Genomic DNA, 12,288 nt, shown 5'->3' on the forward strand with positions numbered 1-12,288 from the left:
GGCCGCGTGCCCAAGGATGGACAGATCGGGAAGATCCCAGACTCTTCTCTCCGCGCTCTTCACCCCATCAGGTGACTCACCCCCCTGGTGGCCGCACAAGTCCCTTCCCGAAGGCGTAACGGACCGCCTGCGCACGGTCCTTGAGCCCCGTCTTGGCGAACAGGTTGTTGATGTGGGTCTTCACGGTGGCCGTCGAGACATGGAGCTTGCGGGCGATCTCCTGGTTGGTGAGACCGTCGGCGATCAGCACGAGCACCTCCGTCTCCCGCGCGGTGAGCCCGTCCGGCGCCTCGGCGCCCTCCGCGGGAACGGCGGGTTGCGGCTCGGACAGCCTCTCCAGCAGACGCCGTTGAATGCCCGGGGAGAGCCCGGCGTCCCCCGACAGGACGCTCCGCACGGCCCGTACGATCTCGTCGCCGCCCGCATCCTTGGTGAGATAGCCGCGGGCCCCGGCCCTGAGCGCGGGGAACAGCGAGGCGTCGTCGGCGTACGTGGTGAGCACGACGACCTGTGTCCTGGGGTGTTCGGCCCGGATGCGTCTGGTCGCCTCCACCCCGTCACAGCGGGGCATGCGCAGGTCCATCAGCACGACGTCCGGGTCGAGCTCGGCCACCAGCCGCACCGCCTCGTGCCCATCGGCGGCGGCCCCGACGACCTCGATCCCGGGCAGCAGCCCGAGCAGCATCACGATGCCCTCGCGCACCACGGTCTGATCGTCCGCCACGACGACACGGGCCGGTGCCCCGCCTTCCTCCTCCGTCATACGGGCACCTTCAGCGTCACCACGAACCCCTCCTCGTACGGCCCGGCCTCCAGCGAGCCGCCCAGCAACTCGGCCCGCTCCCGCATTCCGAGCAGACCGTATCCGGCACCGGAGTGTGTGAATTCACCCGGCGGCGCTCCCGAATCCCTTACGTTCAACATCACTTCGTGCTCGCCGTAGTCCAGGCGTATGCGGATCTTGGCCCCGGGCGCGTGCTTCCGGACGTTCGTCAGCGCTTCCTGGGCGACCCTGCGCACCGCCTGCGACGCCTCGGCCGGCAACAGCCGCCGTTCACCCGTGACGGTGACATCTGCACCGGCGGTGTCGGCGACCAGTTCGCTCAGGAACTCCTCCAGCGGGGACAGCTCTCCGCGCAGCGCGGAGAGTGCCTGCCGGGTCTCGGCGAGGCCTTCGCGGGCCATCCCTCGTGCCGCCACGACCCGATCGAGGATCTGGTCCCGCTCCGCTCCCCTCTCGATCAACAGCCGTGCCGCCTCCAGGTGCACGAGTTGCGCCGACAGGCTGTGCGCCAGCACGTCGTGGATCTCCCGTGCGATCCGGGCCCGCTCCGCGAGCGCCGCCGACTCCGCCTCGGCCGCCCGCGCGGCCCGCTCCTGAGCGAGTAGCCGCAGGGCGCTGCCCCGGGCCTCCGCGTCCAGCCGCAGCACGTATCCGGCCAGAGCAAGCCCCACGGTCGTGGCCAGGGTGGTGAGCCACGCGTCGTTGTTCACTGCCGCGTACGTCCCGAGAGCCACGGCCCCCGCGGGCAGTGCCGCCGCGAGCGGCAGCCGTTCCATGGCGCTGACGGCGCAGACGCACCACACGACGAGGGCGGGAACCCGCAGCCCCGCGCCCTCCGCCACCGTCGCTATGGCGAAGAGCAGCACGAGCGACCCCAAGGAGGGAAGCAGGCGATGCTCGAGCGTGGCCCTCCAGAAACCCCAGACCCCGAGTCCGCAGACAAGGACTCCCAGAACAGCCCCTGCGACACCCCAGCCGTGCAGGTCGCTGTCCGCGAAGGTCGTCACCAGGAGGACACCGACGGCGAAGACGCGCGCGACCCCGGCAAGCGCCCGTCTGGCTCTGTGCACTCCCTCTCGGGAGAGCGCCTCGCGGGAGGGCCAGAGCATCCAGACGTTGTCCGTCATACACGCTCCTTCCGCGAAGGCTGGGGCATGCCGTCACCGTACGCCGCGCTCCGCCCGCTCGCCGGGGGCAGTGTCTGCGCCCGCCGGACCATGATCCCGGAGCGCACCAACAGCGTCACCGCGAGTGCGAGGAGCAGGGCGGAGCTGTCCTGGCGCAGGCCGAGGGCGGCGCCGAGGCCGAACAGACCCGCCCGCAGAGCTATCCCGGCGGTCCAGACGAGAGCACTGGCCTTGCTGCTCCTGCTCCACACCGTGCCGTCCGGTGTCCTCCACATCCGGGTGGTCCACGCCCAGCCGACGCCGGTGGCCAGGCCGATGAGGAGTTCGGTGCCGAGCAGCAGGACCGAAAGCGTCCGGTGGTCAGGGTCGAGCAGGCCCGGTTCGCGCAGAGCCAGGAAGACCAGGACCGCGGGCACGACCCACCAGCTCCTGTCCGTCGTTATGCGACGGGTGCGGAACTGGCGGGCGATCACCAGGACGACAACGGCGAGGATCACCAAGGCATCGACAAGCCCGGACATCGCGGCCTCCGTGTGCGGGAAGGGCGGGTGCCGACAGCGGGCGCTGTCGACGCCTTCGACGCTACGGAAACGGGCAGGTCGGCAGATCGGAGCCAGGGTGGATCATGGGTGGATCCGGGAGGCGCCCCGTCTCCACCCGCGGGTGGAGACGCCCTCACGGACGTCTCCCTCTCCACGGTCCCCGGAGGGCCCGACGCCCGTCGGAACCCCTCGCGGTCCCGACGGGCTCACTCGACCGTCTACGCGTCGATGCGCGAGCGGTCCAGCGTCGCCGCGGAGCTGGAGATGAACTCCTTGCGCGGGGCGACGTCGTTGCCCATCAGCAGGTCGAACACCTGCTCGGAGGCCTCCAGGTCGGAGATGTTGATCCGGCGCAGCGTACGGAAGCGCGGGTCCATGGTCGTCTCGGCCAGCTGGTCGGCGTCCATCTCGCCGAGGCCCTTGTAGCGCTGGATCGAGTCCTTGTACCGCACGTTCTTGCGCTGGAGCTCCAGCACGGTCTCTCGCAGCTCGCGGTCCGAGTACGTGTAGATGTACTTGTCCTGGCCCTTCTTGGGCTGGCTGAGCTCGATGCGGTGCAGCGGCGGCACCGCCGCGAACACGCGCCCCGCCTCGACCATCGGCCGCATGTAGCGCTGGAAGAGCGTCAGCAGCAGGATGCGGATGTGCGCGCCGTCGACATCGGCGTCGACCAGGAGAATGATCTTCCCGTAGCGCGCCGCGTCGATGTCGAAGGTCCGGCCCGACCCTGCTCCTATGACCTGGATGATCGCGCCGCACTCGGCGTTCTTCAGCATGTCCGTGACGGACGCCTTCTGGACGTTGAGGATCTTTCCGCGGATCGGCAGCAGCGCCTGGAACTCGGAGTTCCGGGCGAGCTTGGCCGTGCCAAGCGCGGAGTCTCCCTCGACGATGAACAGCTCGCTGCGGTCCACGTCGTCGCTGCGGCAGTCGGCGAGCTTGGCCGGCAGCGAAGAGGACTCCAGGGCCGTCTTCCTGCGCTGCGCGTCCTTGTGCTGACGGGCGGCGATGCGCGTACGGGCGGCGGAGACGGCCTTCTCCATGACGACCCGGGCCTGCGCGGCGGCATCCCGCTTCGTGGAGGTCAGGAAGTCCTTGAGCTCCTTGGAGACCACGTTCGTCACGATCCGGCGGGCCGCCGAGGTGCCGAGGACCTCCTTGGTCTGGCCCTCGAACTGCGGTTCGGCGAGGCGGACCGTCACAACAGCCGTGAGGCCTTCCAGGGCGTCGTCCTTGACGATGTCGTCCTCGGCGACGCGCAGCAGCTTCTTGGTGCGCAGCACCTCGTTCATCGTCTTCGCGACGGCCTGCTCGAAGCCCGCGACATGGGTGCCGCCCTTGGGCGTGGCGATGATGTTCACGAACGACTTCAGGGTCGTGTCGTAGCCCGTGCCCCAGCGCATCGCCACGTCGACGCCCAGTTCCCGGGTGACCTCGGTGGGCGTCATCTGCCCGTGGTCGTCCAGGACCGGAACCGTCTCCTTGAAGGTGCCCTGCCCGGAGAAGCGGAGGACGTCGCAGACAGGCTTGTCGCTTGCCAGGTACTCGCAGAACTCGCTGATGCCGCCGTCGAAGCGGAAGGACTCCTCACCCTTGCTGCCTCCCTCGCCGAGCCCGAACTCGTCGCGGACGACGATGGTCAGGCCGGGCACCAGGAAGGCGGTCTGCCGGGCGCGCTGGTGAAGGTTCTCCAGGGAGAGCTTCGCGTCCTTGAGGAAGATCTGCCGGTCGGCCCAGTAGCGCACGCGTGTGCCGGTGCGGGTCTTGGGGATCCTCTTGAGCTTGCGCAGCCCGCTCGACGCGTCGAAGGCGGCGTCGGCCCCGTCCCCCTTGAACGCTCCGGGGGTGCCACGACGGAAGCTCACCTCGTGGGTGTGGCCCCCGCGGTCCACCTGGACGTCCAGACGGGCCGAGAGCGCGTTCACCACGGAGGCGCCCACGCCGTGCAGGCCGCCGGAAGCCGCGTACGAGCCGCCGCCGAACTTGCCTCCGGCGTGCAGCTTGGTCATCACGACCTCGACGCCGGACATGCCGGTCTTGGGCTCGACGTCGACCGGGATGCCCCGGCCGTTGTCGCGCACCTCGACCGAGCCGTCGTCGTGAAGGGTCACGTCGATGTGGTCGCAGTAGCCTCCGAGGGCCTCGTCCACGGAGTTGTCGATGATCTCCCACAGGCAGTGCATCAGACCGCGGCTGTCGGTCGACCCGATGTACATGCCCGGGCGCTTCCGCACGGCCTCGAGTCCCTCGAGGACGAGCAGGTGCCGCGCGGTGTAGTTGGAACCGTCCCGGTCTGCTCCGGTCAGCAGCGCTGTGGACGGCACGGACGTCTCGGCGGTCACGCGGTTCGCTCCTCGCTGAATTTCAAATGTGGCCCTCTTGGGTAAGGGCCCGGCTTCGGTCGCCGCTCCGAGGGTACCGAGGCCTGGTAGAGCCGTCGTAACGCCACCCTCGTCCGAAACTCAGACTAGACCAGCGTCGCATGCTTGTTCGATCCCTCGTTGGAGTGAAGTACATATCACGTTCCCTTCCAGGCATGAACCATTTAGGCTCCGGGCACGTCCTCAAGAACAACCGGCAAGCCAGCCGGTGAGGACTGAACCTGACAGAGCGCGAACCCGTAAGACACGAAGACACGCAATACGGCTCATTCGCCGCCAACCGGCAGCAGACAGCCGACTCGGAAAGATTTTTTTCGAGGAAGAGCCACGAGCGGGAACGTTTTCGGCCTGGTTGGATGTTGACCCTGGTACGACAGCTCGTCGAGCTAGAGAAGAGGCGACGTGACTACTGTTCTGACCCCCGCGAGCCCGCTGACGGCCGCTGACCGCTGCGACCGTTGCGGCGCCCAGGCATATCTGCGCGTCGTCCTCCTCAGCGGTGGTGAGCTGCTCTTCTGTGCCCACCATGGGCGCAAGTTCGAGCCGGAACTCAAGAAGATCGCCGCTGAGATACAGGACGAGACGGAGCGGTTGACTGCCGCCCCGGCAAGCGCCAACGACGAAGAGCACTGACACTTCGCGCAGACGACGAGCCATCTCCGGCACAGGCCGGTGACCGGGCGGCCGCCCCTATCCAGGGGCGGCCGCCCGCGCTCGTGTCTCCCTGAGGCCGTGAGACCGCCCACACCTCTCAGGGCCGCGGAAGGGCCTTCAGCGGCCCGCTCCGAGCGTCCTGACGACCTCCGAGACCCGCGTGTAGACACCGGGGCTACCGGGCCGCCCACAGCCGCTCCCCCACGACACGAGGCCGATCAGCCGCCCCTGGGCGACCAGCGGTCCGCCGCTGTCCCCCTGACAGGCGTCGCGGCCCCCCTCCCTCTCCCCCGCACACAGCATGGAAGCGGCCACGTACGTTCCGTCCACGCTCCCCGGATAGGCCTCCTCGCAGAGCGCGTCGGGCAGTACCTGCACGCGCGCGGCCCGCAGAGCGGTCGCGTAGTCGCCGCTCCCCGTGGTGTCGCCCCAGCCGTAGACCACGGCCCCCGGGCCGGGCTTGTACGCGGCGTCACCGGGGCCCGCCATGGGGATGACGGCGCTCGCGGCGAGGGGCTCCGCGAGAGTGAGTACGGCGAAGTCCCCGGCGTTCGTGAAGCTGTCATAGCGCGGGTTGATCCAGGTGTCGCGCACAGCGATCTCCCTGCCCTCGGCCGACAGCAGGTCCCCGCGGCCCGCGATCACCTTCAGATCGCGAACCTGCCGTGGAGGTGCGCCCAGTACCTCCTTGCTCAGACAGTGGGCCGCGGTCAGCACCGTCGAGCGGCTGATCACCACACCCCCGCAGAACTGTCCGGCACGCGTACCCCCGAACCGGTCACGGCTGGACACGGCGACCGTCCAGGGACTCTCGGAGATCTCGACCGGGTAGCCGCCGATGATGACATCGGCCGTCGCGGGGGCCGGACAGGCCAACGGTATGACGGCCGCCGTGGCCGCGACGGCCAGCGCTCGGGCAAAGGGACGAGGCATGCGCGCTCCTCACTCTGGGGTTGTCATGAGACACCCAGCGTGATCCAGATGGCGGCACTCCGCACTCCGCACAGACCGAGGGCCCGGCTCCCTGAGCGGGAAACCGGGCCCTCGGTGACGTACGGCCGAGACCTAGTCGAGGTAGTCGCGCAGCACCTGCGAACGCGACGGGTGACGCAGCTTCGACATCGTCTTGGACTCGATCTGGCGGATGCGCTCGCGCGTCACGCCGTACACCTTGCCGATCTCGTCGAGGGTCTTCGGCTGACCGTCGGTGAGACCGAAGCGCATCGAGACGACGCCCGCCTCGCGCTCGGACAGGGTGTCCAGGACCGAGTGCAGCTGCTCCTGGAGGAGCGTGAAGCTGACCGCGTCGGCCGGGACGACCGCCTCGGAGTCCTCGATGAGGTCACCGAACTCGCTGTCGCCGTCCTCACCCAGGGGGGTGTGGAGGGAGATCGGCTCACGGCCGTACTTCTGGACCTCGATGACCTTCTCCGGGGTCATGTCGAGTTCCTTGGCCAGCTCCTCCGGGGTGGGCTCGCGGCCCAGGTCCTGGAGCATCTGGCGCTGCACGCGCGCGAGCTTGTTGATGACCTCGACCATGTGCACCGGGATACGGATGGTGCGGGCCTGGTCGGCCATGGCGCGGGTGATCGCCTGACGGATCCACCACGTGGCATACGTCGAGAACTTGTAGCCCTTGGTGTAGTCAAACTTTTCCACCGCGCGGATCAGACCGAGGTTGCCCTCCTGGATGAGGTCCAGGAAGAGCATGCCGCGGCCGGTGTAACGCTTGGCCAGGGAGACCACCAGACGGAGGTTGGCCTCCAGGAGGTGGTTCTTGGCGCGGCGGCCGTCCTCGGCGATGATCTCCAGCTCGCGCTTGAGCTTCGGGGCGAGCTTGTCGGCGTTGGCCAGCTTGTCCTCGGCGAACAGACCGGCCTCGATGCGCTTGGCAAGCTCGACCTCCTGCTCGGCGTTGAGCAGCGGGACCTTGCCGATCTGCTTGAGGTAGTCCTTGACGGGGTCGGCCGTGGCACCGGCCGCGGCGACCTGCTGCGCGGGCGCGTCGTCCTCGTCCTCGTCGGACAGGACGAAGCCCTGGGCGCCGTCCTCGGCGGGCTCCTCGCCGCCGGCCTTGGCCGCGCCGGGGGTCTCCTCGGCCGCCTCGTCGTCGACGATCTCCGCGTCGTCCTTCTTGGCGGTGGTCTTCTTCGCCGTCGCCTTCTTCGCGACGGTCTTCTTCGCTACGGCCTTCTTGGCCGTCGCCTTCTTGGCAGCGACCTTCTTCTCGGCTGCGTCCTCGGCGGGAGCGTCTGCGGCAGGCATCGCCGGGGCGGCGGTGGCGGTGGCCTTCTTGGCCGTCGCCGTCTTCGCCGCGACGGTCTTGGTGGCGGTGCGCTTGGCCGGACTCTTCGCTGCGACGCTCTTTCGGGTGCGCTTGGGCTCCGCGGCACTGACCATCAGCGTCACACCCTCTTCCTCGAGGATCTGGTTGAGGCTGCGCAGTACGTTCTTCCACTGAGTGGCCGGAATCTGGTCAGCTTCGAAGGCCCGACGCACGTCATCGCCGGCGATCTGCCCCTCAGCCTTTCCCCGCTCAATGAGCGCCATGACAGAGACGGACTCGGCGATCTCCGGCGGGAGCGTACGGGATGTGCTGGCCGACACGAACAACCTCTCGGAACGTTGGAAAACGGCTTCCGGCCCCGTCCGGTACGGACAGGAGCCGACGACCGCCGACTTGGGGATGGGCCGACGGCGCGGGCGAGGGCCGGGAAGAGTCACAGCGCCTTGAACGGCGTCTGTATGCCCTACTCGGCTGTCACCTCTTAGGTCATCGCGCTGCCCCGTGGAGCGTTACGCCCAATCTGCGTGGCCCGAGTCACACCCCGTAAGTGCTCAAAAGCTCCCAGACACGGTCAGAGGTGGTCAGCCGTTGACCTCAGTACCCCATCACACCGCCGGACCCCGCCGGATTCAGAAGCATCCAGGGGGTCCGGCGGCAGATGGTTCGCCGGCCAAGCGATGCCACACGGGCACCCGCCACCGACCGCGCTGCCCTCGGTGCGCGGTCAGTGCTCGCGCGGCGCGGGCACGACGCGCTCCACCTCGGGGTGGACGGTGAGCAGTTGGCGCATGGCCGTCTCGGCGCCCGATCCGTCGCCGGCGGCGAGAGCGTCGACGATGCGGGCGTGGTGCCCGAGGGACGCCTCGGTCGGCCGGTCGCAGCCCGTGACCGGGTTGCCGGACACCTGGAGCGCGGCGGACACGATCCCGGAGAGATGCTCCAGCATGCGGTTGCCGGCGACCTGGATGAGCAGGGAATGGAACTCCGCGTCGGCGCGCGAGAAGGTGAGCGCGTCACCCTGCGCCATGGAGTGGCCCATGATCTCGACCATGTCGCCGAGCCGCTGCTGCACCTCCTCCCGGCCGTGTCCGGCGGCGAGACGGGCAGCGAGCGGCTCGATCGTCCAGCGGAGCTCGCTCAGCTCGCGGCGCTGGTCGTCACGCTGCGGCCCGAAGGCCCGCCACTCGATGATGTCCGGGTCAAGGAGGTTCCAGTCGCTGACCGGGCGTACGCGCGTGCCGACATTGGGGCGGGCGCTGACCAGGCCCTTCGCCTCAAGAACGCGGAGCGACTCACGGACGACGGTACGGGAGACCTCGAATCGCTGGCCGATCTCCTCGGGCACCAGCGGGCGGTCCGCGCCCAGGTCGCCGGAGACGATCATCTGCCCCAGCTGCTGGACCAGTTGGCCATGCAGGCCTCGGCCGCGGCTGCCGGCGGCACGTCGGCCCATGCGGCCCAGCTCCGGGTCCGTGCCGTCCCACACGGAGGCGCTGAGGCGGTCTGCGCCGGGAACCTCCCCGTAGGGGTAGCGGTCGAGTTCGCCCGGGCCGGCGAGGCCGGAGTCTGCGGAACGGGCGGCGGTCATCATGGTGTGCGCAAGGGTACTCACGGATCCTTTGTCGGCTCCGTCTCCAACTCCCTTGAGGTCTTTGGTGAAAAGCACACGAAAGGGTGATCGCTCACCCCGTCGCAATTGACGCCTTATCGGAAAGAAATGGGCGTTCTGCGTGGAGTTGCGCACACGAAGGGAACGCATGTGCACCCGCCGCCGTCATCGAACCCTGCTCCGTAGAGTGGTGAGCAGGTATGCGCAGAGCAGGGCACTGATCGACAACATCAGTGCGCCGCCGACGGGTTGGGCGATCACTCGCGCCACAGCACCCACATAGCGCTCGCCTCCGAACGGCCACTGGACCAGCACGAGCTCGCGCAGCCGGGTCGAGAACCCGGCGGCGGTCCGCACGGACGGTCCCTCCAAGACCTTCTGTACGAGCGGTACGACGAGGACCGGTACGGCCAGTACCGCCGCGAGTCCGGCGGTCGTCGACCGGAAGATACCGGCCGCCAGGACACCCGCCCAGGCACAGCCCACCACGAGACCGATCCAACTCACGCTCAGCGAAAGCCAGTCCTCGGGAACTCCGGTGAGCTCCCGTCCGTAGACGAGGTAGAGCAGTTCGGCGTCCACACCCACCGCGAGGAGTGCCAGCAGCAGCGCGGTGGCGGCGGCGACGAGGAGTTTCGCGGCGAGCAGCCCCAGGCGGCGGGGGACGTTCCCGCGATCCGCGGCCAGGGCGGGATGGCGGAACTCGTCGCCGAAGGCCATGGCGCCGAGCAGCCCCGCGCCGAGCGCCGCGGGCGGCAGAGGAAAATCCCGTGGCCACGCGGCGAGCAGACGCGACTGCGGGGTGTGCCCCGCTCGGGCCAGGAGCACGGAGATCAGGGCCGAGGAGACGAGCACGGCGACCGCGGTGAGGTAGCCGGTGGCGACCCCGGCCGCACGACGCAGTTCGTAGCGCAGCGGCCGCAGGGGGCTGGCGCCCGGCCTGACGGAGATGGGCGGCGGGAGGGGAGACAACTCGTTCGCGCCCTCCGCCTCCGCGGTGCGCACGGGCTGCTCGGCCTCCTGAGAGTCACTCGCCGGGTGCCGCGCGGGAACGGGCCCCATGTCGCCGACTTCGTCCGCGAGTTGGTGTACGAGGATGCTGTGGCGGTAAGCGGTTTCGCCGATGTCGGCGCACGTGCTGCCGTACACGGAGAGGCGGTTGCCGTCCTCCCGCACGACCTCCACGGAGCGTCGCGTGGTGCGGGCCTCCTTGGTGAGCAGGGCGCCGAGCCGGACGGCGTGCGGGCTGCGGACGGCGACGCGGGGTCGGAGACGGGTGCGGGCGAAGTCGGTGACGTCCTGGTCGGCGACAAGCCTGCCCTCCTCCAGCGTGACGACACGGTCGGCGGTCCGCGCGGCCTCCTTCGGGTCGCCCGTGGCGAACAGCACAGTGCCGCCCCCGGCGGCATGGGCTCGCAGAATCCCGTGCAGCCAGCGACCCTCGCGGGCGGAGAGCCCGTCGGCGGCGTCGTCGAGCACGAGCGTGTGCGGGTCGGACAGCAGTGCGCAGGCCAGTCCGAGGCGACGGTCCATGCCTCGCGAGAGCGTGCTCAGACGCTGGTCGCGCAGGCTGACCAGGCCCACCACTTCGAGGACGTCGTCGGCGCGCCGGGCGGGCACACCCGTCGCGGCGCACAGCATGCGGAGTTGGCCGCGGACCGTGCGTGCCGGGTGGCCGGGGACCTCTCCGAGGAGCACGCCGACCTCGCGCGAGGGATGGGCGATGCGGTGCAGCGGGCGGCCTCTGAAGTAGGTGATTCCGCGGCCCTGTTGGAGTTCAAGCATGAGCCTGAGCGCCGTCGTCTTGCCCGCGCCCGGGGCTCCGAGGAGCGCTGTGACGCGGCCCGCGGGCACCTCGAAGGAGACATCGTCGACGGCGGGGGGAAGCTCCTTGCGGGCGTTGCTGGTCAGTCCGATGGCCTGGATCACCCGAAGCAAGATAGCGCGATATGTACGGTTTTTCGGGCATCTTGAGCACGCTGGACGGCATGCCCCGTCCCCTTCCGGCCACTTGGCCCGACGGGGAATCTCGGGGTGGCTTCAGGTCGCGGCACGGAACTCGGAGCCATGCCCGGCCTCGGCACGGATGTCGAGACCGCGCCCGTCCTGGCACGGTTCCGTCTCTGCACCGCTCCAGGAGCGGTGTCAGACCTCGGGACGGAGCATCGGCGGGTTGAGCAGCGTGGCGCCGCCCGCGCGGAACAGCTGGGCCGGGCGGCCGCCCTGGCGGGTCGTCGTACCGCCCGTGGGGACGAGGAATCCCGGCGTGCCGGTCACCTTGCGGTGGAAGTTTCGGGGGTCGAGTGCCACGCCCCACACCGCCTCGTACACCCGGCGCAGTTCACCGACCGTGAACTCCGGCGGGCAGAAGGCGGTCGCCAGCGACGAGTACTCGATCTTCGAGCGGGCGCGCTCGACACCGTCCGCCAGGATCTGCGCATGGTCGAAGGCCAGCGGCGCGGCCTGTTCGCCGTCCCGGCCGTAGCCGCCCCGCTGAAGCAGTTCCTCGACGGGGGCCCAGCGCGCGCTGTTCGCGTCTCCGCCGGCCCTGGGCGCGGGCAGATCGGGGGCGAGCGCGAGGTGGGCGACGCTGACGACCCTCATCCGGGGGTCGCGCTTCGGGTCGCCGTAGGTCGCGAGCTGCTCCAGGTGTGCGCCGTTGGCCTGTGCGGGGGCGGCCGGGTCATGGGCGCACAGCCCGGTCTCCTCACCCAGCTCCCTCGCCGCCGCCTGCGCCAGATCCTCGTCCGGCCGTACGAAGCCGCCGGGCAGCGCCCACCGTCCCTGAAAGGGCGGCTCACCCCTCCGTACCGCCAGCGCGCACAGGGCATGGCGACGCACGGTCAGCACGACCAGGTCAACGGTGACGGCAAACGGCGGGAAGGCTGACGGGTCGTAGGGCAT

The 12,288-nt window shown here is 69.7% G+C and carries 10 protein-coding genes; 1 reads left to right on the forward strand and 9 read right to left on the reverse strand.

The window, feature by feature from the left end; all coding sequences use genetic code 11:
• Positions 1–76: 76 nt before the first annotated feature.
• From JEQ17_RS13360 to JEQ17_RS13375, 4 genes are all read right to left on the reverse strand, one after another.
• Positions 77–763 (reverse strand): response regulator transcription factor, encoded by a 687-nt coding sequence (locus tag JEQ17_RS13360; protein WP_200395474.1) that lies wholly within the window; start codon positions 761–763, stop codon positions 77–79.
• A complete protein-coding gene (locus JEQ17_RS13365) occupies positions 760–1,911 on the reverse strand; it encodes a sensor histidine kinase (protein ID WP_200395475.1) in 1,152 nt (383 codons plus the stop codon). The genes JEQ17_RS13360 and JEQ17_RS13365 overlap by 4 nt, the downstream gene beginning before the upstream one ends.
• Positions 1,908–2,432: a CcdC protein domain-containing protein gene (locus tag JEQ17_RS13370; RefSeq protein ID WP_200395476.1), complete on the reverse strand. Its 525-nt coding sequence runs from the start codon at positions 2,430–2,432 to the stop codon at positions 1,908–1,910. Before JEQ17_RS13370 ends, JEQ17_RS13365 begins: the two co-directional genes overlap by 4 nt.
• A 239-nt stretch (positions 2,433–2,671) precedes the next feature.
• A complete protein-coding gene (locus tag JEQ17_RS13375) occupies positions 2,672–4,795 on the reverse strand; it encodes a DNA gyrase/topoisomerase IV subunit B (RefSeq protein WP_200395477.1) in 2,124 nt (707 codons plus the stop codon).
• Positions 4,796–5,236: 441 nt separating this feature from the next.
• Here JEQ17_RS13375 and JEQ17_RS13380 point away from each other — a divergent pair, with 441 nt between their 5' ends.
• Complete coding sequence (locus tag JEQ17_RS13380) at positions 5,237–5,467, forward strand: DUF7455 domain-containing protein (protein WP_055513118.1); 231 nt, start codon at positions 5,237–5,239, stop codon at positions 5,465–5,467.
• 138 nt (positions 5,468–5,605) lie between these two features.
• Here JEQ17_RS13380 and JEQ17_RS13385 read toward each other — a convergent pair whose 3' ends face one another.
• From JEQ17_RS13385 to JEQ17_RS13405, 5 genes are all read right to left on the reverse strand, one after another.
• Positions 5,606–6,421, reverse strand: coding sequence for a serine protease (locus JEQ17_RS13385; RefSeq protein WP_200395478.1), 816 nt, complete (start codon positions 6,419–6,421; stop codon positions 5,606–5,608).
• Between the two features lie 132 nt (positions 6,422–6,553).
• Positions 6,554–8,095, reverse strand: coding sequence for an RNA polymerase sigma factor (locus tag JEQ17_RS13390; protein WP_200395479.1), 1,542 nt, complete (start codon positions 8,093–8,095; stop codon positions 6,554–6,556).
• A gap of 404 nt (positions 8,096–8,499) precedes the next feature.
• Positions 8,500–9,387 carry a FadR/GntR family transcriptional regulator gene (locus tag JEQ17_RS13395; RefSeq protein WP_200395480.1) on the reverse strand — a complete coding sequence of 296 codons (888 nt, stop codon included), beginning with the start codon at positions 9,385–9,387 and terminating at the stop codon, positions 8,500–8,502.
• A gap of 162 nt (positions 9,388–9,549) precedes the next feature.
• Positions 9,550–11,313 (reverse strand): ABC transporter ATP-binding protein, encoded by a 1,764-nt coding sequence (locus JEQ17_RS13400; protein WP_200395481.1) that lies wholly within the window; start codon positions 11,311–11,313, stop codon positions 9,550–9,552.
• Positions 11,314–11,529: 216 nt separating this feature from the next.
• A complete protein-coding gene (locus JEQ17_RS13405; protein ID WP_200395482.1) occupies positions 11,530–12,288 on the reverse strand; it encodes an NUDIX hydrolase in 759 nt (252 codons plus the stop codon).

It is taken from the genome of Streptomyces liliifuscus, from assembly GCF_016598615.1.
Classification (GTDB): domain Bacteria; phylum Actinomycetota; class Actinomycetes; order Streptomycetales; family Streptomycetaceae; genus Streptomyces; species Streptomyces liliifuscus.